The sequence below is a fragment of the Arthrobacter sp. BG3 genome, assembly GCF_056680185.1.
The window spans coordinates 21,951-42,339 of the sequence record NZ_JBWXPT010000003.1 but is presented as its reverse complement, the minus strand read 5'-3'; the positions used below and the strand labels follow the sequence as shown (position 1 = coordinate 42,339).

17 protein-coding genes and 2 pseudogenes are annotated in these 20,389 nt (G+C 64.6%); 6 read left to right on the top strand and 13 right to left on the bottom strand.

Annotated features, from left to right (window positions below; all coding sequences use genetic code 11):
- Positions 1 to 24: 24 nt before the first annotated feature.
- The 5 genes from AC1MFL_RS21265 to nrdH all read right to left on the bottom strand — a co-directional run bounded on the left by AC1MFL_RS21265 (position 25) and on the right by nrdH (position 3,116).
- On the bottom strand, positions 25 to 438 hold the full coding sequence (locus tag AC1MFL_RS21265) for a hypothetical protein (protein WP_479816006.1): 414 nt from the start codon (positions 436 to 438) through the stop codon (positions 25 to 27).
- 4 nt (positions 439 to 442) lie between these two features.
- A complete protein-coding gene (locus AC1MFL_RS21260) occupies positions 443 to 1,258 on the bottom strand; it encodes a ParA family protein (protein WP_479816004.1) in 816 nt (271 codons plus the stop codon).
- A gap of 143 nt (positions 1,259 to 1,401) precedes the next feature.
- The gene (locus tag AC1MFL_RS21255; RefSeq protein WP_479816002.1) at positions 1,402 to 2,358 is read right to left on the bottom strand and encodes a DUF3560 domain-containing protein; all 957 of its coding nucleotides are present in this window, start codon (positions 2,356 to 2,358) and stop codon (positions 1,402 to 1,404) included.
- A 54-nt stretch (positions 2,359 to 2,412) separates the two neighbouring features.
- Positions 2,413 to 2,817, bottom strand: a complete 405-nt coding sequence (locus tag AC1MFL_RS21250) for a hypothetical protein (protein ID WP_479816001.1) — start codon at positions 2,815 to 2,817, stop codon at positions 2,413 to 2,415.
- A gap of 29 nt (positions 2,818 to 2,846) precedes the next feature.
- Positions 2,847 to 3,116: a glutaredoxin-like protein NrdH gene (nrdH, locus tag AC1MFL_RS21245; RefSeq protein ID WP_479815999.1), complete on the bottom strand. Its 270-nt coding sequence runs from the start codon at positions 3,114 to 3,116 to the stop codon at positions 2,847 to 2,849.
- Positions 3,117 to 3,503: 387 nt separating this feature from the next.
- On the opposite strand from nrdH, the gene AC1MFL_RS21240 reads away from it, so the two are divergent.
- Together AC1MFL_RS21240 and AC1MFL_RS21235 are read left to right on the top strand one after the other, a co-directional pair.
- Entirely contained in the window at positions 3,504 to 3,785 is a 282-nt protein-coding gene (locus AC1MFL_RS21240; RefSeq protein ID WP_479815997.1) for a hypothetical protein, read from the top strand.
- Between the two features lie 369 nt (positions 3,786 to 4,154).
- Entirely contained in the window at positions 4,155 to 5,225 is a 1,071-nt protein-coding gene (locus tag AC1MFL_RS21235) for an IS110 family RNA-guided transposase (protein WP_479812340.1), read from the top strand.
- A gap of 67 nt (positions 5,226 to 5,292) precedes the next feature.
- On the opposite strand, the gene AC1MFL_RS21230 is transcribed toward AC1MFL_RS21235, so the two are convergent.
- The 3 genes and pseudogenes from AC1MFL_RS21230 to AC1MFL_RS21220 all read right to left on the bottom strand — a co-directional run bounded on the left by AC1MFL_RS21230 (position 5,293) and on the right by AC1MFL_RS21220 (position 10,268).
- Entirely contained in the window at positions 5,293 to 6,585 is a 1,293-nt protein-coding gene (locus AC1MFL_RS21230; RefSeq protein ID WP_024366175.1) for an IS256 family transposase, read from the bottom strand.
- A gap of 74 nt (positions 6,586 to 6,659) precedes the next feature.
- Positions 6,660 to 9,617: pseudogene (locus AC1MFL_RS21225) on the bottom strand (Tn3 family transposase); the annotation flags it as partial.
- A gap of 78 nt (positions 9,618 to 9,695) precedes the next feature.
- On the bottom strand, positions 9,696 to 10,268 hold the full coding sequence (locus AC1MFL_RS21220) for a recombinase family protein (RefSeq protein ID WP_479815995.1): 573 nt from the start codon (positions 10,266 to 10,268) through the stop codon (positions 9,696 to 9,698).
- 428 nt (positions 10,269 to 10,696) lie between these two features.
- On the opposite strand from AC1MFL_RS21220, the gene AC1MFL_RS21215 reads away from it, so the two are divergent.
- From AC1MFL_RS21215 to AC1MFL_RS21205, 3 genes are all read left to right on the top strand, one after another.
- Positions 10,697 to 11,125: a Fur family transcriptional regulator gene (locus AC1MFL_RS21215; RefSeq protein WP_479815993.1), complete on the top strand. Its 429-nt coding sequence runs from the start codon at positions 10,697 to 10,699 to the stop codon at positions 11,123 to 11,125.
- Between the two features lie 151 nt (positions 11,126 to 11,276).
- Positions 11,277 to 11,684 carry a hypothetical protein gene (locus AC1MFL_RS21210; protein ID WP_479815991.1) on the top strand — a complete coding sequence of 136 codons (408 nt, stop codon included), beginning with the start codon at positions 11,277 to 11,279 and terminating at the stop codon, positions 11,682 to 11,684.
- A gap of 614 nt (positions 11,685 to 12,298) precedes the next feature.
- Positions 12,299 to 12,784: a cupin domain-containing protein gene (locus tag AC1MFL_RS21205; protein WP_479815990.1), complete on the top strand. Its 486-nt coding sequence runs from the start codon at positions 12,299 to 12,301 to the stop codon at positions 12,782 to 12,784.
- A gap of 317 nt (positions 12,785 to 13,101) precedes the next feature.
- On the opposite strand, the gene efeB is transcribed toward AC1MFL_RS21205, so the two are convergent.
- The 5 genes and pseudogenes from efeB to AC1MFL_RS21180 all read right to left on the bottom strand — a co-directional run.
- Positions 13,102 to 14,415: an iron uptake transporter deferrochelatase/peroxidase subunit gene (efeB, locus tag AC1MFL_RS21200; protein ID WP_479815988.1), complete on the bottom strand. Its 1,314-nt coding sequence runs from the start codon at positions 14,413 to 14,415 to the stop codon at positions 13,102 to 13,104.
- Positions 14,412 to 15,599: an iron uptake system protein EfeO gene (gene efeO, locus AC1MFL_RS21195; RefSeq protein WP_479815986.1), complete on the bottom strand. Its 1,188-nt coding sequence runs from the start codon at positions 15,597 to 15,599 to the stop codon at positions 14,412 to 14,414. The genes efeB and efeO overlap by 4 nt, the downstream gene beginning before the upstream one ends.
- Before the next feature lie 38 nt (positions 15,600 to 15,637).
- On the bottom strand, positions 15,638 to 16,501 hold the full coding sequence (gene efeU, locus AC1MFL_RS21190; protein ID WP_479815984.1) for an iron uptake transporter permease EfeU: 864 nt from the start codon (positions 16,499 to 16,501) through the stop codon (positions 15,638 to 15,640).
- Between the two features lie 235 nt (positions 16,502 to 16,736).
- A complete protein-coding gene (locus tag AC1MFL_RS21185; RefSeq protein WP_479815982.1) occupies positions 16,737 to 18,950 on the bottom strand; it encodes a catalase in 2,214 nt (737 codons plus the stop codon).
- Positions 18,951 to 19,349: 399 nt separating this feature from the next.
- A pseudogene (locus AC1MFL_RS21180) lies at positions 19,350 to 19,439 on the bottom strand (adenylate kinase); the annotation flags it as partial.
- Positions 19,440 to 19,674: 235 nt separating this feature from the next.
- On the opposite strand from AC1MFL_RS21180, the gene AC1MFL_RS21175 reads away from it, so the two are divergent.
- Complete coding sequence (locus tag AC1MFL_RS21175; protein ID WP_479815980.1) at positions 19,675 to 20,382, top strand: hypothetical protein; 708 nt, start codon at positions 19,675 to 19,677, stop codon at positions 20,380 to 20,382.
- The last annotated feature ends 7 nt before the right edge of the window (positions 20,383 to 20,389 follow it).

The following is a 20,389-nucleotide window of genomic DNA, read 5'->3' as shown; positions in this document are numbered from 1 at the left end:
GCGTTCCTCTCTCGGTGGTCGGCGTCAGCTGCCGAGGGGCTTTCCCTGTGGGATCTCGCGGGCGGCCAGAGGCGGCCATGCCTGGCCGCTGTTGTAAGTCTTCTCCAAGGCACTGACTTTCTCGTCAATGGCGGCGTTAATGAACTCGCTTAGGGAGCGGTAGCGGGTGTGCAGCTGCGTGTTCAGATACGCGGCGCGCATCCGGTCAGCGTCCTCTTCCAGCTGATAGAAGCTGGTCTTCTTCGGGGTGGCTTTCGCCGGCCGGTCCGCCTTGGCTGGCTCAACAGGGGCCGGGGCCGGGGCGGCGACTGGCTGTCCGGCCAGCTCGGTCACGACGTCACTGGTGGCCGCCTTGCGCAGCCGCGACGTGCCGGCGGTTCCTAGAGCTGCCAGGGCTTCCTTGTCCGGGGCACTCCCCCGTCGTCGGTTCTCTGCCATGGTTCTATTCCTCCTTCGTGATGGTGCGTGCGATCTCTTCCAAGCGGTCCAGCAGCTCGCGGCCGTTCGGGCCGTAGTTGCGCAGCGGCACGGCGGCCGAGTTTGCCTTGGCGAAAGCCTCCCGCTCGGGCAGGTATGGCGGCAGCAGCTGGGCGCCGTAGTCGGCTTCCAGCTTCTCGATCCATTCGGCCTGGTCGCTCTTGCGCTTGCTCACGCGGTTGACGATGATGCCGGCCAATGACAGGCCCGGGTTGAACAGGCTACGGACGCTGCCCAGGGTCTTGACGATCTCGGACAGTCCTTCGACGGATGATGCGCGCGGCTCCGTTACCAGGAGCGCACTGTGAGCGGCCACCAGGGCGTTGATCGTCAGCTGGCCCAGTGACGGCGGGCAATCCAGCAGCACGACGTCATAGGCCTCCGTGGCCCCGTCGAGCGCAATCCGGAGCCGGTGCTCCCTGCCCATCATCTGGTCCTGCTCCCGGCCCGCCAGGGCGCGCTCAGCGGCAACCAGGTGGACCGCCGGCCACTCCTGGCCCTTCTCAGCGTCGGCCTGCCACTCCGTGCCAGCCGGCACGGCCGCATCGGCCATGACTCCGGGGATGACCTCGTTGCCCTCTCCCCCGGCCAGGACGTCGTTCAGAGTGAACTCCGGGCCGCTGACGCCCATGTTGCTCGTCGCGTTGAACTGGGGATCGACGTCCACTAGGAGAACCCGTTTGCCCAGGCGGTGGGCCAGCACTTCGGTAAGACCCGCGGTGACGGTCGTCTTACCGACGCCGCCCTTCTGATTGCACACGGCGATGATCTGCGCGCTCATATGAATACCTCCAATACTTCTATTAGTAGTTTTAGGGGTGAATCTGTCCAGCACTTCCGCGCCATTTCACCACAGTTCGCACGATCTGACTTAATAGCCTCTATCACTTCTAATAGTACTATTAGAAGTGATAGAGGCCAAATTTAGAACGCTGCAGGCTGGTGGCCGGACAGCTCGTGGTACGGCACCGTATCGGTCCAGCTGCCACCGACCATAGAAGGGATGGTGACTGACTTGCGGTTGACTCGCCGGACCTCGTACCAGCTGCCCCGGAACTTCACCTGGTCCCCTTTGTTGATCGACTCCGGGCCGTAACTGCCGGCCATGCCGGCGGCGACCTGTTCGGCCCTGACGCCTTCCCAGTAGCTGATTTGGTCCTGCAGCTCCTGGATACGTGCTTGCAGCCGCTCCGCATACTCTCCCTGGGCCGGCCCTGACGCCTCCACGTAGCGGGTATCCCCCGTCTTGTAGAGGGTGCGCGTGTGGCCGTTCATCTGGCGCTCCGCTCGCCGCAGATCTGCACCAAGGGTTTCCAGGCGGTTGGCGACGGTAACGGGGTTGTAGCGCCGGATGGTGGCCAGTGCTGCCGTGTCCGCCTGTTCGGCCGCCTGCTTGGCTTCCTGATCGGCGGCGATGGCGCGGCGGGTCGCCCGGTTGGCCCTGGCGATCGCGTTGCGGTGCCGGCTCTCGGAATGGTGGCCGATCTTGATCGGTTCCCCTCCCTCGGGAAGGCGCGCGTCGGCCGCGCGTGCCAGCTGCTGCGCGTGCTCCGCTGCCGATTCCCTGCGCTCTGCGCGGGCGGCCAGAGCTTCGGCCCTCTCCCCCGCGCGCTGGGCCTTGTCGTGCTCGACGGCGGCCGCAGGCCTGGCGGTGTCGTTGATTTCGATCTCCACAGCAAAGCCGGCTCCGCGCAGCTGCTCGGCGGTGTCGTTGATCAGCTGCCGGCGCGCTGCGCGGTCCCGCGTGTGCGGCACGTACCAGGTGCCCAGGTTCCGGGACCAGCGCCAGCCAGCCGCCTTGAGGATGGTGTTGGAGCCGTCGCCCTTGGCGGTGCCTTCGATGAGGGTTCCCGTCTCGCGGGTGTGGGTGATGATCGTCATTTTCGATCTCCTTTCGTAGTACCTCTAACAGTTCTAATAGTACTATTAGAACTGTTAGAGGGCAATGTTTCGATACCTCGGATTGGCCGTGACGTTGCCGGCTCCGTAATGGACCAGGTGTGGGAGCTGGCCGGCCTCGGTGGCTACCAGGCGTTCGGGCGCATAGTCCCTCACGCCGTCGTCGTCGGTCCATTCCCAGGAGCTGTAGCGGCCCGCCAAGGCGTCGATCTCAGCCTCGGTCGGCCCGGCCGCCAGCTCGCAGGTATCGGGGGAATAGTAGCCGTCAAAGTCGGCCGACGTCGGCCGGTAGCCGACCTCCCAGGTGATGACCGTCTGAGTGATGCCGGCCCCGTTAGATGCGCGGACGGTGAATGCGGTTCCTGGATAGGACGCTTTCAGCGCGGCCCGGATCAGACGGTTGGTTTCCCCCTGGCTGTACTGCTGCATGGTTTCTGTCATGACTACCTCTTTTACTTCTAATGGAACTATTACGGGCATTGGATCTTGAGCGCGGCGGCCAGCTGGCCGATCTTGTCCGGCCGGAACCCTGACCAGTGGTTCTCGTCGTCTTCGTTGACGATGACGACCGGAGCCTGGGAGTAGCCGAGATCCTGGACGTACTCCAGGGCTGCGGGGGAGTCGGTAACGTCCACCGACTCATAGCTGATGCCCGCCTTGTCCAAGGCCCGATAGGTGGCATTGCACTGGACGCACGCCGGCTTCGTGTAAACCGTGACGACTGCCGTTTCCGTGTTCATCTCAAGCTCCCTCTCATCGTCCTTTTCACTTCTAATAGTACTATTAGAAGCATTAGAGGTCAATGGTTATTCCTTGATTTCTCGGGGGTTTCGGCTCAGTCTTGACGGTTTCGTTCCTGGCGTGCGCGACGGTCAGTGGGTGTGGTGCACGAACGGACAGCACCTCAGCCCAAATCCCCCAAGCGCCTTAGAACCCGGCCGGCCCGGTGGTTCCTGTGCCTGGTCAAGGGGCCCCGCACACCGAATGTGTGTCGTCCCTGCTGAAAAGAACCCGACCACGACGGCGGGGGAGACGGCAGCGCAAAGGCCTGGACCATGGGTAACTGTGCCGCTGCCGGCGGCCGCCGTCAGGGGATACTTGCTGAACCATTTGGACGAAGGAGAAACGTGGGGAAAGCAAGCCGTTTGAAAGCCGAACGCCAGCAAGTCAAAGTGATACGCGAACCGGTCACCGTGACACACGAGCCGGACGTGCCCAACAATTGGCCCGACGGCCATGTAGGCGTTGCGCTGACTGGTGACGACCAGGGGGAATGCATCGAGGTCACCATTCATGGCGTCCGGCACTACCTCCACTCAACAACCGCACGGGAACTGAGCAACATGCTCGGCTCCCGGATTGACGAGTGGAACGTGACCGCCCGCGCGGCCGGAGTGCCAGAGGTTTAAGACCGTTTCAGGAGGCTGTGCACATCCGCCGGTTGCGTTGGGTGGGGTGGCTTGTGAAAAAGTGAAATATCCGACTGTGAGTCTTGATGTGGCTGGTCTGGGACTGGCTGGCAGGGTTGGTGTTGGTTGCCTGTCCCGGTGGTGGCTCGATATCCGACTGGCCGCGCTTCGCGTGCCTTCCTAGCGACTTGCCCGTACCGGGGTGGGCGGCCGACGCCGACCTGGCCCACCTCAATGGCTTGATCAGAGGATTGCCCAACCCTTGGGTTGTGGCCCGTCACAGTACTGCCTTGGAGTGATCTCTTCCCAGTCCGACGTCGGCCGCTTTGCGACCGGACTGTTGCCCCTCATGGAAGGAATCCGATCACCTTGACCATCGTCGCGCACGCACACCCATTCGTCATTGGCGTGGATACCCACGCCCGCACCCACACCCTCGCCGTCGTGTCCGCGTCGACGGGCGAGCAGCTCGCCTGCGAGCAGTTCCCAGCCACTGCCGCCGGCATGAAGCGGGCGATCGACTGGGCGGGCCGCCGCACCGTCGGGGACCTCTCCACGCTGTGGGCGATCGAGGGCATCGGCACCTATGGCGCCAAGCTGGCCCGCATGACTGCGGAGGCAGGCTATCCGACGGTCGAAGCTCCGCGAACGAACACGCGGTCCCGCCGCGGGCTGGGCAAGTCGGACCCGCTGGACGCCCAGGCGATCGCCACCGCTGCCCTGTCGACCGATGTCACAGCGCTGCGTCACCCGCGTCAGGACGATGGGACACGCGCGGCCTTGCGCGTGTTGGTGGCGGCCCGGGACCAGATGACGGTCGAGCGGACCGCGAACGTGAACGCCCTGCTCGCGCTCGTGCGGACGGTGGACCTCGGTATCGACGCCCGCAAGCCCCTCAACGCCGCCCAGATCGACGAGATCGCCCGGTGGCGCGCACGCAGCGAGAGCCTCGCCCCCGCGACCGCTCGGGCCGAGGCCGTCCGTCTCGCCAAGAGGGTCCTCGCCCTCACTACGGAGCTCGAAGACAACCAGAGCCGGACAGCCGAGCTTATCCAGGCCAGCGAGGCAGCGCCCCTCCTGGACGAGACCGGGATCGGCCCGGTTATCGCTGCAGTTGTGCTCACCGCATGGTCCCATCCCGGCAGGGTCCGCTCCGAGGCAGCCTTCGCCGCTCTGGCCGGGGTGAACCCCATACCGGCATCGAGCGGGAACACGACCCGGCACAGGCTCAACCGTGGCGGCGACCGACGCCTCAACCGGGCACTCCACCAGGCCACCATCGTCAGAATGACCCACGACCCCGGAACCCGCGCGTACGTTGAACGCCGCACCGCCGAAGGCAAGACCCGACGCGAGATCCGTCGCTGCCTCAAACGCTATCTCGCCCGCCATCTCTACCGGACCCTGAACACCCTCCACGCTCAATCCACAACGCCTTGACAGATATAGAAGAGTCGCTAAGGTTTTGCCGGGACTATCTCATAAACGGTGTATCCGGCGGTTTGTTTTAGTAGTTTTCAGCTGCCGGGAATCGGTCGCTGAAAGTGATGGCGAAGGCGTTCAAAGCGGGCTTCCAGCGCATTGTCCATCGGGTCCTGCCGGCACCGGTCGGATCGAGGGATCGGGTGACCAGATACAGGCACTTTAGCGCAGCCTGCTCGGTCGGGAAATGACCGCGTGCCTTCACGGCCCGCCGGTACCGGGCGTTCAACGATTCGATCGCGTTGGTCGAGCAGATCACGCGCCGGATTTCCACGTCGTAGTCCAGGAAGGGGATGAACTCCTCCCAAGCATTTTCCCAGAGCCGCACGATCGCCCCGTATTTCCTGCCCCAGCGCTCCGTCAGCTCCTCGAACGCTGCCCGGGCCGCCGTGGCGTTCACGGCTGTGTAGATCGGCTTCACATCCCGTTTGAGCGCATCCCAGTCCTGCTTCGAGGCCAGCCGGAAGGTGTTGCGGATCAAGTGGATGATGCACGTCTGGACGGTCGTCAGCGGCCACACGTTCGCCACGACCTCGGGCAGGCCCTTGAGCCCGTCGCAGACCAGGAAAAAGCTGTCCTTCACGCCGCGGTTCTTGATGTCGGTGAGCACGCTCATCCAGAACTTCGCGCCCTCCCCGCCAGTGCCGGCCCACAGGCCCAGGATGTCCTTCTCCCCGGCCAGAGTGACACCAATAGCGGCATAGACAGGGCGGTTGGCGACCTGCCCGTCCCGGACCTTGACGACAATGGCGTCGATGAAGATCGCCGCGTAGACCTCATCCAACGGCCGGTTCTGCCACGCGGCCATCTCTTCAAGCACCCGGTCGGTGATCCGCGAGACCGTCTCCTTGGACACCGAGGCGCCGTAGATCTCGGCGAAATGGGCGCTGATCTCCCCGGTCGTCAGGCCCTTGGCGTAGAGCGAGAGGACCATCTCATCGACCCCGGTCAGCCGCCGCTGGCGCTTGGCGACGATCTTCGGTTCGAACGTGCCCTCCCGGTCCCGCGGAACATCGATCTGCACCGGGCCGGTCGTCTCCGTCAGCACGGTCTTTGACCGGGTGCCGTTGCGCGAGTTGGCAGTGTCCTTGGCCGCCGCATCGTGCCTTTCATAACCGAGATGCTCGGTTAATTCCTCATCCAGCGCGGTCTCGATGACGGTCTTGGTCAACTGCTTGAGCAGCCCATCAGGGCCGGTCAGCGCCAGGCCCTGTTCCTTGGCCATCCTCACCAGCTCACGGGCGGCATCGACCTCGGAAGTGTCTGTCAGTTTTTCAACGGTCTTGGTACTCGGCACAGCCTCAAGTGTTGCGGCCATATCGGGCTCCTCCCCGCCAGGCTCACCGCCCGGCGTGTCGAGCCGGATACACCGTTATTTACACAGTCCCGTTTTGCCGGGCGTCGTAGTGGCCTGTATTTGCCGGGTTTGATGTGGTTGGCGTGCGGCCAGGTGTAGTCGCCGGTGAGGTTGATGTGTTCCCAGCCCAGGGGTGAGAGGAACCGCAGGAGGTCCGGGTCAATATCACCGCCGTTGCTGGCCAGGGTGGAGACGGTGCGGTCAAGGTAGACCGTGTTCCAGAGAACGATGGCTGCGGTGAGAAGGTTCAGTCCGCTGGCACGGTAGCGCTGCTGCTCGAAGGAGCGGTCGCGGATTTCGCCGAGCCGGTTGAAGAACACGGCCCGGGCGAGGGTGTTCCGGGCCTCGCCCTTGTTCAGGCCGGCGGTGACCTTGCGGCGCAGGCCGGGATCTTGGAGCCAGTCCAGCAGGAACAGCGTCCGTTCGAGTCTGCCCAGTTCCCGTAGGGCGAGGGCGAGTCCGTTCTGGCGGGGGTAGGCGCCAAGTTTGCGCATCATGAGGGACGCAGTCACGGTGCCGGTTTTGATGGACGTTGCAAGGCGTAGGATCTCGTCCCAGTGCAAGGCGATCGTTGTCGTGTTGATCGTTCCGCCGATCAGCGGCGCCAAGCCCGGGAGTCCTGGATCGTTGGTGGGTGTGTAGAGGCGGGTGTCGCCGATGTTGCGGATCCGTGGTGCGAATCGGTAGCCGAGCAGGTGCATGAGGGCGAAGAGATGGTCGGTGAATCCAGCCGTGTCGGTGTAGTGCTCCTGGATCGCCAGGTCGGACTCGTGGTAGAGCAGCCCGTCCAGGACGTAGGTCGCGTCGCGGTCCCCGACGTTGATGAGTTTGCTGTGGAAGGGCGAGTACTGGTCCGAGACGTGCGTGTAGATCAGCCGGCCTGGCTCGGCGCCGTATTTGGGGTTCACGTGCCCGGTGGATTCGGCTTTGCTGCCGGCGCGGAAGCGCTGCCCGTCCGAGGACGAGGTGGTCCCGTCGCCCCACTGTGTGGCGAAGGGGTGGCCGTGCTGGGTGTTTACCAGTTCCGCTAGCGCGGCGCTGTAGGTTTCGTCCCGTATGTATGAGGCTTGGTGGCGGTCCAGTTGGGCGTAGGTGACGCCGGTGCAGGACTCGGCCATCTTGGTCAGTCCCAGATTGATTCCGTCAGCCAGGATCGCGGTGAGCAGGAGCTGTTTGTCCTTGGAGGGGTGGCCGGATTTGAGGCTGGTGAAGTGGCGGGTGAATCCGGTCCAGGTTTCAACTTCCATCAGCAGGTCGGTGATCCTGATCCGCGGGAACATGGCGCTTGCCTGGTCGATCAGTGGTTGGGCGTGCGCGGGGACGATCGTCTCGAGCGGGGTGATTTTCACGCCCTTGTCCGTGATTAGTACCCCGGGCAGTTCGTCGCGGGACGCAAGCCTGTTGACCTGGTGCAGCCGTTCGCTGAGCAGGGCCAGGCGGTCCTGGAGATAGTGTTCGCCGCCGTCTGTCGTGACCAGAGGCAGCTTCCCGGCGGTTTTCATGACCGTGTAGTCGGGGCGGGCAAGAAGGTAGTCGTCGAAGTCGCGGAATTGGCGCGATCCGGTGACCCACATGTCTCCTGAGCGCAGCGCATTCTTTAGTTCCGTGAGGGCGCAGAACTCGTAGAAGCCCCGGTGGAATCCGTCGTCGGTGAAGACCAGCGGTTTCCATCGGGGCCTGATGAAAGAGACCGGTGCATCGTCGGGGATCCTTCGGGCGCCGGTGGTGTTCAGGGCGCGGAGGACGTTGATCGCTGCCAGGAGGTCTTGTGCTGCGGGGGCTGCATGGAGGTCAAGGACGGCAAGGAACGCCGGGGTGTAGCGGCGCAGCGTGGTGAAGTGTGCGCTGACGAGGGCCAGGTGATCTTCGAAGGCCGGCCTGGTCATTTCCTTGGCCTGGGCGATGCTCTCGGCCAGGGATTCCCAGCCGATGGCTGTTTCGATCGCGGCGAAGGGGTCTTCGCCGTTTTCCTTGGCCTCAAAGAGGGCATCACCGAGCCTTGAGTGCAGGCGCATCATGGCTGTGACGGTGGATCGGGACGCCAGCGTGTGCTGGTTTTGTTTGTTCTGCGCGGTCCGGATGAGCCGGCCAATGATGCGATCGTGCAGATCGATGATTTCGTCGGTGACCGTTGCCATGCTTTCCACTGCCATGGCAAAGAGGGTCGCGTACCGGCGTGCGGGTTCGAACTTGGACAGATCGGCCGCGGTCATGGAGGCACCCTCACGGGCAAGCTTCAGCAGCCTGTTCCGGTGAACCAGCCGGCTCGCTGGCCACGGGAGATCAAGGGCACGCCAGGTAGTGAGCCGGTCGATGTGCTCGTTCATCGCGCGTGCGTTGGCGCGCAGGGGTGCCTGCCGCAGCCAGCCGATTTCGGTCGATGAACTCTCCGGGCGACGGAGAAGCAACCCGTCAAGTCGTTTGCAGTGTTCCACGGACAGCTGTTCACACAGGGTGGCGTAAATGCTTCGGTTAGCCTTGGTCAGGGCCTGGGCGCAGGCCCGTTCAATGACGCTGACGCCAGGCAGAGCGATCTTCTTTGCCTGGAGGAAGTCTCTCGCGCTTTCAACCAGGAGCAGGCCCTTGTCTGTTTGGGCAGCCACGCCGCCAACGTGCTCCACGAGCTGGCGGAAGTCCGCGATGCCAAACGCAGACATGCCCAGATACGCGCGGATCTCTCTTCCGTGTTCTTGCCGCGTTTCCTCGCGTTCCCCGTAGTCTGTCCATGCATCGGCGGGGACGACCAAGCGGGAGGCCAGCCAAGAAAGCAGTTCAGGCGGGACCTCGGTGTCTTCAGCCAGCGCGATCCCTGGGTGACGCAGCAGAGCCAGCTGGGCGGCGAAGCCCAGCCTGTTCGTGTCTCCGCGACGCTGGCGGATCAACGCCATATCAGCATCACTGAGCGTGTAGTGGGCTGCAAGGTCCTCTGCTCCAGTGGGTATTGCCAGGATCTGGCTACGCTCGGCAGTCGTGAGTAAAGAGCGCAGAGCCACGTCAGAAGTCCTTACCTACTAAACGGCCGGGCCTCACGGACATGCCGTCGTTCGGCTGTGGCGCGCAAGGCCCGTCGTTCATGGCTTAGCGAGGTGCCGGTAAATGGTGGGCCGGGTGACGCCGAACTCCTGGGCGATGTGCTCAACCGTGTGGGCCCGCTTCCCGTCGGGGCCCTTCTCTTCATACATTTCCCGGGCCAGCCTGACCTGGCGGGGTCCGAGTTTTGGTTTCTGCCCGCCGGTCCGGCCCCGCGCACGGGCAGCGGCGAGGCCGTCGCGGGTCCGTTCGGACATCAGGGCGTGTTCGAACTCGGCGATCGAGCCGAGGATCTGGAAAAACATCCGGCCGATGGCCGTGGACGTATCGATGCCCTGGTCCAGGACCACCAGGTCAACACCACGCACCTGTAGCGTGTTGGATAAATCGATGAGGTTTTCCAGCGACCGCCCGAGCCGGTCGAGTTTAGTGACGACGAGCTGATCACCTGCCCGGTTGGCCGAGAGCAGCGCTTTGTCGAGTTCGGGTCGGCGGGCGAGTTTCCCGGAGGCCGTATCAATGAAGATCTGCTCGCAGCCGGCCGCTGTCAGGGCGTCGTGCTGGGCTTCGGGGTGCTGGTCATGGGTTGAAACCCGCCCGTATCCGATACGCATTCCCAAAATGTATCAGAAACCCAGCTGAACGTTACATAGGAGAGTACACGCGAAGCATTACAAATGAGGCCCCGTGCTTCCGCACTTCTTCGAACTCGACTTGGAGTGTCTTGCGAACGATCGTTACTAATGTTTTGTCCTGCCACGCACCCGTTGCTCTGGGCCGGCTAAGGCCTTGCCGGCGCGGGCCGTTCGACTGTCCGCAATTTGGGCTTGTTCAGGCGGCCGTCTTGAAAAATGAAACGACGCGACTGTCTCACACGTTTGACACAAACTTCGAGTCCATCAGCGGGACGTAGCTGGGCGGCCTTCCTGGGTGATTGGCGCCCCGACAGGTCCAAGGGTCCGTGGTCGGGGGTGACAGGTAGGTGTGGGAGCTCGCATAGCATTTGTTTTGAATAGCTAAAAACAAATGCTATGCTGAATCCATGAAAGAACAGTCCTCAGAGGTGTTGAGTGCGAGCATTCGGCGTGCCGGACTCAAGGTCACAGAATCTCGACTGACCGTTCTTCGGGCCCTGGATGGGGCGGCCCACTCGGACGCAGACGCGGTGTTTAGGAAAGTAAAAACCGACCTGCCGGGCACTTCTCTGCAGGCGGTCTACGGTGTTTTGGCCGCCCTTGCCGGGGCCGGTCTTCTGCGAAAGATCGAGCCGGCTGGATCGCCGGCTCGATACGAACGCCGCACAGGAGACAACCACCACCATCTGGTTTGCACGAATTGCCATACCGTTAGGGATGTCGACTGCGTTGTTGGCCACGCTCCCTGTCTAACGCCCTCAACGAGCGACGGCTTTGCCATCGACGCCGCAGAAGTTACCTTCTGGGGCCTATGCGCAAGCTGCCAGAAGCTATAACGCCCCTTGCCAGAGACGGTGACTGCGGCATCCCCGATGAACACAACGGTGCCGCCCGGAGATAGGGGCAGGCGACCGTACAGCTCGACCCATCGACACTGCCGCCAGCACACTTTGCGAGATAAATCTGCCCCAGAGAAGGAGATCGTCCATGAAAACTCAGGACCGTTACGCCTCGGCTCGCCACGACGTGGACCGGAGCCCGACCGGCCTGCCGGCCGAATGCGCGGTGCGCACCGTTCCCGGCTCACAACCGGGTGGGCGGCACATTACTGGCAACAATGACGGGCCCCGCACGACCATGGCGCGGGGGCACTACGTCGGCAGGGACGGCGCGGCCGTCTACCCGGACACCACCGAGGGCCGTTATACCGATGTGGACACCCTCACACGGAACAACCCTGCTGGAACGGCCCGAGACGATACGGAGAACAATGACGGGCCCCGCACAGCCATCGCACGGGGGCACTACGTCGGCAGGGACGGCGCGGCCGTCTACCCGGACACCACCGAGGGCCGTTACACCGATGTGGACACTACGCTTCAGAACGCCCCTTAGCGCTGCGGAAAACCTGCCAAATAAGCCTGGGAGTCACAATCTAATGGGTCCAGCCCACGAAACGAAAAGCAATCTCAGAGAGCATGGCCGCAACTTTTAGCGGTCCGGCTGCCGCCTCATCCTTGCTTCCTACCCGCACTTTGCTTTTCTATGGCAGCTCTCGGCCGATGGTGGTGCTCGACGAAGCAGTCCTCATGAGCAATGACGACGGCAGTATTGACGTGAAAGCTGAAACTTGCGGCCTGGACCTAGGTTCCTGCCGCTGCGTGGGAGCTTCTGACCATCGTTATAGGGACGTTGTCCTACATGAGCGGCCAGAGACCAACGGCGTCCTGAAGCCACCGCAGCGTCCACTCCACCAACGGTGAGATGCGCCCGTCAGTTCGTTCTCTCCGTCGGGAACCGTATTCCTAGCGAGTATCACGGCCGCTGTGGCGTGGCCAACTATGGGTTCGATAGCGCCGCCCGGCCTTCGTGTTATCGGCGCCCTTCGCCGCGTAGTCCTGCGTTATTGCTTGCCGGACGGGTTCTGGCCGGCGTAGAACGGGAATATGCCCCGCCGCGCCCCCGTCCCGAACAACAACCGACACCGCACAGAAAGGTCTGTCCCCAACATGACACCCACCGATATCGGCCCCCAGGGCAACTCCTTCGATCTGGAGGCCGCCACCACGGAGAACACCAACTATCGAACCGTAGTCTGGACCGGGGAGTACCTACAGGTCACCCTCATGTCGATCCCCGTCGGCGATTCTATCGGGCTGGAGATGCACCCCGAGACCGATCAGTTTCTCCGCCTCGATGCCGGAACCGGGAAGGCCCAGATGGGGCCAGTCAGGAACAACCTGACCTTCGAGCAGGACGTTGCGGACGGGTGGTGCATCCTCGTCCCTGCCGGCACCTGGCACAATGTCACCAACACCGGCGATGAACCCATGCGCCTCTACGTGGTCTACGCGCCAGTCCACCACGCGGCTGGCATTATCCACAGGACGGCCGCTGATGCCGCCGAAGATGAGACCGCTGGCACCGACAACCCGCCCGGCTGGACGAAACAGCCGTCCGCTGCCGTCGCCGATCAGCATGCAAACAACGGGTAATGGGCGCCACTGGAATACGACAAGTGGGTCGACGGGCCGCGCGGGTCGACCCCTTGACTTAAACGAATATAGAGGCAAGCCCAGGCTGACGACGTAATGACGCGTCTGTGATCATGAAGCGCTCCCGGCCCGGGGGCCAATTCGCACGAAGTAGCGCTTAGCCATTGTTGGACGGGGTGCGGTAACGATCGCTACCTAACGCCGCGCAATCCTAAGGTCGGCATGATCGGTCATCAACATCCTTCAATCGTCAATGTGTTGCGATGACCGCTTGAACCTGCCGTTAATCCGAGACGGGGGCCGGCAACCGCAGCTCTTCAGGGCTTGTCAGACAGGCGCACCGGTGAAGAGAGACTGCGTCCGACCACGAAGAGTCCCTCACCAACATACCCGCCGGGCTGGACCCCGGGAGGGACGGCGAACAGCCCTGATCCGGTGTGTTCCAGGTACTCCACTGCCAGGGTGTCATTCCGGGCCATTGCGAGTTGCATGGGTACGTAGTGGGTGCGGGGATCCTTGACGAAGGCGATGAAGAAGAGGCCGGCGTCCAAATGCCCCAGCCCGTCGGAGCCGTCGGTGTAGTTGTAGCCGCGGCGCAGCATCCGCACGCCGTTGTTGTGCGAGGGGTGCGCCAGCCGAAGGTGCGAGCTTGGGGCGATGAGCGGTTCACCAGCCCTGCCCTGGGCGTCAAAGTCCGGGGCGGTGAACTCCGCTCCGCCGGACAGCGGTGCGCCTTCGGCTTTGGTCCGGCCGATCAGCTGCTCCTGCTCGCGCAGGGACGTCCGGTCCCAGGTTTCGATGTGCATGCGGATCCTGCGGGCGACGAGGTAGCTTCCGCCCTCCATCCAGGCCGCGGCCGGATCCGCCCCCGCCGGCACCCAGACATGGTCGTCCAGGAGGTCGGTGTCCTCGGACTTCACATTGCTGGTTCCGTCCTTGAAACCAAAGAGGTTGCGGGGCGTCTGCTGCGCGCGTGAGGTTGAAGACGTGCGTCCGAAGCCTAGTTGGGACCAGCGGACCTGCGCCCGGCCGAAGGCGATGCGGGCCAGGTTGCGGATGGCGTGGACGGCCACCTGCGGATTGTCCGAGCAGGCCTGGACTACCAGGTCCCCGCCGGTCCGTTGGTCCTGCAGCTTATCGCCCGGGAAATGTGGCAAATCAATGAGCGCTTCGGGCCGCCGCCCGTCAAGGCCGAACCGGGCCTTGCCGGCCTTTCCGAAGAGCGAGGCGCCGAACCCAAAGGTCAGCGTCAGCCGTCCGGCGGCCAGGCCCATTGCTTCCCCGGTGTCTTCAGGAGGTGCGTCGTAGGGGCCGTTCACTGCGCCGTTGGTGCCGGTTTCACGGCCCGCGGTCAGGGCGGCGGCTGCCTCCGTCCATTCCTTGAGCAGGCCAATCAGCTCGTTCCGGTCCTCCGTGACGACGTCGAAGGCCGCCATATGAAGCCGGTCCTGGGCGGGCGTCGTAATGCCGGCCTGGCGCTGACCGTGGAACGGTACCGTTGGGGCAGACTCGTCTGCGGCGGGGCTGCTGGCGGCGTCATGGCCGAGGACGCCGGCCGCGAGCCCGGCTGCAGCGCCTACTCCGCCGGCTCCGGCCAGGGACAGCAGCCTGCGGCGGGATACCGTGTTCACAGTACGACGGCCGCAGTCAGCCGGGACAGGGGTTCCCCCAGGGTGTCCACCAGGGCCGCGAGCTTGCGGACTTGCGCCGGGGTGAGTTCGTTGTAATAGGCGAACCCGTTGCCCTTGGCATGGGTCCCGAGTTCGGCCTGCAGGGAGGCGAACTTGGTCTCCAGCTCCTTGGCGAGGGCGGGGTTCTTCTTTTCGAGGACGGGTCGGAGGTTTTCGAAGGCGATCCGGGCGCCGTCGACGTTAGCCTGGAAGTCCCAGAGGTCTGTGTGCGACCAGATTTCCTCTTCACCTGTCACTTTGCCCGTGGCGACCTCGTCGAGGAGTTCCTTGGCGCCGTTGCCCAGTTTGTCTGCCGTCAGCGTGAGCGAACGCGTGCGCTGGTAAAGGTCCTCGGTGTCCGTGACGAGCTGTTTCGCCAGCGTGGCGCGCTGCGCGCTGGTCATCGCGGCGTAGCCGGCGGGGGAGAAGAGGTCCTTCTCGGCGCGGTGCCACCCGGTCCAGGCCCCTCCGGGTTCCAGATCTGCCTCGCGCAGGTCCAGTTTCGGATCGAGGTCGCCGAAGGACTCAGCGACCGGTTCGATGCGTTCCCAGTGCATGCGGGTGGAGGCATACAGGCCACGGGCCTTCTCGGACTCGCCGGCAGCGAACGCGGCCGCGAAGGCCTTGGTTCCGGCCACGAGCTGCTCCGTTTGGTCCTTGACGTAGGCGGTGTATTGCAAGGTGGCGGTGTCGCGGAGCTTCTTCAGGTCCTCGTCGGACTCGACAGGCTGGCCAGAGCCGGTGACAGTGAACGCGGCGCGGATGCCGTCTCCTTCCATCCCCGGTTTGCAGGCGGTGAAGTACTGTCCGGGTGGGGCCGAGACGACCAGGTTGCGGGTGATGCCGGGGCCAATGTTCTCTACTTCGGCCACGATACGAAGCCCGTCCTCGGCCAGCAGGTAAAACTCTGTGACCTTGTCGCCGTCGTTCTTGATCGCGAAGGTCAGGTGGCCGCCGGGGGCCTCGGACGTGGAGACCTGGCATCCGCTGTTGGTGCTGGAAACCGTGATCGCTTCGTTCTTTGAGGATGCGGCGGGTGCAGTGTTGTCCGTGCAGGCAGCGAGAGCCAGGGGCAGCAGTGCGGCGGTGGCAGCAATGCCCACCCGGGCGGAAAAGCGGCGCGGGGAACTACGGAAGGCAGTCATGGGGATCCTTTGAGTGCGGCGGGAAAGGGTGAGAGGGTTCAGACGGTGACGGACGTCGACGTGCCGCCGGCCGGTGCGGCCACAGCGTCGGTGCGGCGTGTGCCGCGCCGGGTGGAACGCAGGTAGAGCGCCATGACCGGCGCCACGTAGAGGACCCAGGCGGCAGCCTCGAGCCAGGTGGTGGCGGGGGAGAAGTTTAGGGTTCCCTTCAGCAGGGTGCCGTACCAGGACGAAGGCGGTACGGATGCCGACACATCGAAAGCAAGGGCGTGCAGCCCCGGAAGCAGGCCGGCTTCCTGGAGGTCGTGGATGCCGTAGGCCAGGACGCCGCCGGCCACCACGATGAGGGCCGCGCCGGTCCAGGTGAAGAACGTGGCCAGGTTCACGCGCAGGACCCCGCGGTGGATCAGGCAGCCAAGCCCGGCGGCCGCGGCCAGCCCCAGCACCGCTCCGAGCAGCGGTGTGGTCGACTGCCCGGTCGCCTGCGCCGCGGCCCAGAGGAACAGGGCCGTTTCAAGCCCTTCGCGTCCGACGGCCAGCGCGGCCACGGCGACGAGCCCCCACGCTGCGCCGTCGGCCACTTTGTCGATTTTGCCGCGGAGGTCGCTGCCGAGAGTCCGGGACGTGCGGGCCATCCAGAAGACCATCCAGGTGACGAGCGCGACGGCAACAATGGACAGGCTGCCCCCGATCGCTTCTTGCGCCTGGAAGGTGAGTCCGCGCGGACCGAAGCTCAGGAGAGCGCCAAAGCCGATGGAGACCGTAACAGCCAGACCGACGCCGGCCCAGATGCGGGGAACCAGCTCGCGTCGTCCGGTGCGGGACACGTAGGCGAGCAACAGCACAACGATCAGAGCGGCTTCAAGGCCCTCGCGGAGGCCGATCAGGAAGTTCGCGGTCATCTGGATTCTCTCGGTAATAGTTGCGACCTAAGGTGGCCCTAAGAACCAAGGGTAGCCTTACCGAGGGAAATACGTAAATAAAAGATGACCTAATTGGTGATTGATGTCGGCTGTCGGCGGGGATTCCGCCGGATGCAGGGGGCATCCGCATTGCGCTGCCGGGACACCGGTGGTTGCGCAGGGACGGGGCTGGTGCCCCGTCCCTGCGAGCGAGGGTGGGGAGTTAAGCTGTTTGCTAGGCGCCTGCCGCCGGGAACCGGTCCCAGACCCTGTGCGCCGCCAGCAGCTCAGTGAGCCGTGGCACCACATCCGCGGGGCTCTCTCCGAGTGCCAGGCCGGCAGCGTCCTGCGGGATGCCGGCCGCATTCAGGCAGCTTAAGGCCTCTCCCCAGCCGCCGATTGCCTTGGAGTGCCGGAACAGTTCGGCGAGGAGCAGCACCAGCCGCGGGTCGACGGCGGCTCCCGGATCGCCGGCCTTGGCGTCCCGGCCCGCCGCCGCGTCCTTTGCCGGCGCACCCGAGCCCGCCACCAGGACGGCGTCGAACTCGGTGGAGCGCGCGGTGAGGTAACTGCGCTGGACCGGGATCCCGCCGTCGGGCCCGCCCAGGAACCCGCCCGCCGGCGCGATCACCAGCGGCACGATCCCGGCAGAATACAATGCTTCCCGGGCCGCCTGGACGGAGTCGAGGTCACTGTCCGCGTCCGCGACGATCCCGACCACCCGGCCTGCCACCGGCCAGCTGCCGCCCAGCTGCGAAACCGCCGGGCTCGGGGCCGTGTCCGGGACCTCTTCGCTGGCTGCGGGGGCCTCCATTCCCAGCCCCGCGGCCACCGCCGCGCACAGGCCGGCGTCGATGTTCGCGAGCGCCAGCAGCTGCCGCTCACGGATCGCCTGCTCGCGGCATTTGCCCAATTCAAAGGTGTAGGCCTGGATGACGTGGTCCTGCTCCACGGGCGCCAGGCTGCGGAAGAAGAGGCGGGCCTGGCTGTAGTGGTCGTCGAAGGAGGCCGGTGACTTCCGTTCCTTCACCGCTGCCGCGAGTTCCTCCGGCACATCGATGAAGGCGCCGACGTCGGCACCGGCCAGGAAGGGGCAGCCGCCGTCCAGGGAGTTCGGGTGGTAGGGCGCGGTTCCGCCGTGGACCGCGGTCTGGTGCATCCCGTCGCGCAGCATGTCGTTGACCGGTGCGTGCGGTCGGTTGATCGGCAGCTGGCTGAAGTTGGGGCCGCCGAGCCGGCTGATCTGGGTGTCGATGTAGGAGAAGAGGCGCACCTGCAGCAGCGGGTCGTTCGTGACGTCGATCCCGGGCACGAGGTGGCCGGGGTGGAAGGCGACCTGCTCCGTCTCGGCGAAGTAATTCACCGGGTTGGCGTTGAGCGTCATCAGGCCGATCGGCTGCACCGGGGCGAGTTCCTCGGGGATGAACTTGGTGGGGTCCAGCAGGTCGATGCCCTCGAAGAACTCCTCCTCGGTGTCCGGGAAGACCTGCACGCCCAGTTCCCACTCCGGGAAGGCGCCCGCCTCAATGGCATCGGCAAGGTCCCGCCGGTGGAAGTCCGGGTCCATGCCGTTGATCAGTTGCGCTTCCTCCCAGACGAGCGAGTGCACGCCCTGCTTGGGCTTCCAGTGGAACTTCACCAGGCTGGTCTTGCCCTCGGCGTTGACCAAACGGAAGGTGTGGACGCCGAAGCCCTCCATGGTGCGGAAGGAGCGCGGCAGGGCACGGTCGGACATGTTCCACATGGTGTGCGCCTGCGCCTCGGTGTGCAGCGAGACGAAGTCCCAGAAGGTGTCGTGCGCGCTCTGGGCCTGCGGGATTTCCCGGTCCGGGTGGGGTTTGCCGGCGTGGATGATGTCCGGGAACTTGATGCCGTCCTGGATGAAGAACACCGGGATGTTGTTCCCGACCAGGTCGAAGGTGCCTTCGTCGGTGTAGAACTTCGTGGCGAAGCCGCGGGTGTCCCGGACCGTGTCGGCCGAGCCCCGGGAACCGAGCACCGTGGAGAAGCGGACGAAGACCGGGGTCTCGACGTCCTTGGCCAGGAAGCCTGCGCGGGTGATGTTGGCGGCCGTGCCGTAGGAGCGGAAGATGCCGTGGGCGCCGGCCCCGCGGGCGTGGACCACCCGCTCCGGAATCCGCTCGTGATCGAAGTGGGTGATCTTCTCGCGAAGATGGTGGTCCTGCAACAGCACCGGACCCCGGCGCCCCGCCTTCAGGGAGTGGTCCGTGTCGCCGAGCCGGAGCCCCTGCGCGGTGGTCAGGTAGGGACCGGACTGGGCGCGCGAATGGACCGGGGCGCCGGTCGGAGTGCCGGTCGGAGACACGGCTTCGGGGCCTTGCTGGTCCGGTTTGGGCGGCAGCGGTTCGCGGGGCGTCGTGGGTTCATCCACAGTCGGTGGTTCGACGGCGGCGGCGCCGGGAATGTCTATCTTGCTCTCTTCGCGCACGGGCTTGCTCCTCAGGAAGTTGTGGATGGCATGGACGGAAGGGGCTCAACTAGGAAGCCTACTTAGTAGTGTAGTAGTCGGTCTTTTGCGAGGACAAGGACTATTGAGAGAGCTTGGTTCCGCGGCCGTGGCAGGGTTCCGCATGAATTCCGATCGGCGCTAATGCTCAGGTTTGGGAACTGACTTCCGCCGCGGGAGCGGTCGCCGGCGCCGGGCGGTGGGCCGCCAGCTCGAGACCAGTGCGAAGGCGAGGAGCAGTTACGCCGAGGTGGCCGACGTAATACATCAGCTCGCCTGCCTGGCGCAGTTCCCCGGGGGCGCCGGTATCTGGACGAACAGCCCGGCGTACAAAAGCTAGGAGATCACGGCATGCCCGGCGATGGCCAGGCCCAACAACCAGAGGCTCAGCGGCGTCCGGTCCCGGACGTTGGCACGGAAAATATCCCCAGTGGAAATCGCTGTCACCCCCAAGCGTCCGGAAAGGGACTCGTCCGGGCGTGACTCTCGACGTGGCTGTCAACGCGTCGACTACTTCAATTCTGGCTTTGGGCGTCCAGACGAGGTGGATGACACTGTCGGTACCGAGCCCGGGCTGTTACACCAGGTTAATGGGGCACTACTAACGGCGACCGCTCCTTTGCACTTGCGGAGAGCCTCGGAGCGACTCACGGCATCGGGAAGTTCCGGCGAACGCGGGGTGGGTTTAGCCGCTAAAATCAGCGATGTGCGACAGGTCTTTAAACACGCGAAGGAAGTCGCCCGGATAGGACCTGCGCAGAGTGATCACCTCCCCGCCCTGCGTGTTGGCCTTAGCGTCAGCGTCCCGCTCCTGGTTCTGCTCGCCCTCGGACGTCCGGAGCTGAGCATCTATGCCGTCTTCGGCGGGTTCACCGCCATGTACGGCCGGAATGACACTTACCGCCCGCGGCTTATCCATCAGGGGCGCGCCGCGTTGCTTCTCACTTCCGGCCTTGCCGTCGGTGTCTTGCTCTCCGTAGCCAGGGCCCAGCCCTGGGTACTCGTCCTTGTCGAGTCGTTGTTTGCCGTGGCAGGATCCCTGGTCGCGGACAGGATGGGTCTCAGACCATCCGGGCCCTTCTACGCGATCTTCGCCCTCGGCGCCTGCGCATCGGTGCCGGCAACGATCCCCTTGTGGCTGGCAGTAAGCATCTGCGCCGCCTCCGCAGCTTTTTCCATCGTAGTCGGCGTGTCAGGGTGGGTCCGGAACCGGACCTGGTCCCCGCCACCGCAGGCGATAACCGTGGATATTGCCCGGTCCCGGGCCATGCGGGTGCACGCGGCCCGCTACCTTATCGCTGTCGTCATTGCCGGAACGCTGGGTGTTCTCGGCGGCGCCGGACACGCGAACTGGCGCGCCAACCACATCAAACCCGGCAAATACAGGCCACTACGACGCCCGGCAAAACCTTAGCGACTCT

Bases quoted from the DNA above. Each gene is read 5' to 3' on its own strand.
- AC1MFL_RS21230 (WP_024366175.1), bottom strand. From the start codon at position 6,585: ATGGCCGCAACACTTGAGGCTGTGCCGAGTACCAAGACCGTTGAAAAA.
- AC1MFL_RS21265 (WP_479816006.1), bottom strand. From the start codon at position 438: ATGGCAGAGAACCGACGACGGGGGAGTGCCCCGGACAAGGAAGCCCTG.
- nrdH (WP_479815999.1), bottom strand. From the start codon at position 3,116: ATGAACACGGAAACGGCAGTCGTCACGGTTTACACGAAGCCGGCGTGC.
- AC1MFL_RS21210 (WP_479815991.1), top strand. From the start codon at position 11,277: ATGAAAACTCAGGACCGTTACGCCTCGGCTCGCCACGACGTGGACCGG.
- efeU (WP_479815984.1), bottom strand. From the start codon at position 16,501: ATGACCGCGAACTTCCTGATCGGCCTCCGCGAGGGCCTTGAAGCCGCT.
- AC1MFL_RS21255 (WP_479816002.1), bottom strand. From the start codon at position 2,358: ATGACGATCATCACCCACACCCGCGAGACGGGAACCCTCATCGAAGGC.
- AC1MFL_RS21215 (WP_479815993.1), top strand. From the start codon at position 10,697: ATGAAAGAACAGTCCTCAGAGGTGTTGAGTGCGAGCATTCGGCGTGCC.
- AC1MFL_RS21220 (WP_479815995.1), bottom strand. From the start codon at position 10,268: ATGCGTATCGGATACGGGCGGGTTTCAACCCATGACCAGCACCCCGAA.
- AC1MFL_RS21260 (WP_479816004.1), bottom strand. From the start codon at position 1,258: ATGAGCGCGCAGATCATCGCCGTGTGCAATCAGAAGGGCGGCGTCGGT.
- AC1MFL_RS21205 (WP_479815990.1), top strand. From the start codon at position 12,299: ATGACACCCACCGATATCGGCCCCCAGGGCAACTCCTTCGATCTGGAG.
- efeO (WP_479815986.1), bottom strand. From the start codon at position 15,599: ATGACTGCCTTCCGTAGTTCCCCGCGCCGCTTTTCCGCCCGGGTGGGC.
- AC1MFL_RS21250 (WP_479816001.1), bottom strand. From the start codon at position 2,817: ATGACAGAAACCATGCAGCAGTACAGCCAGGGGGAAACCAACCGTCTG.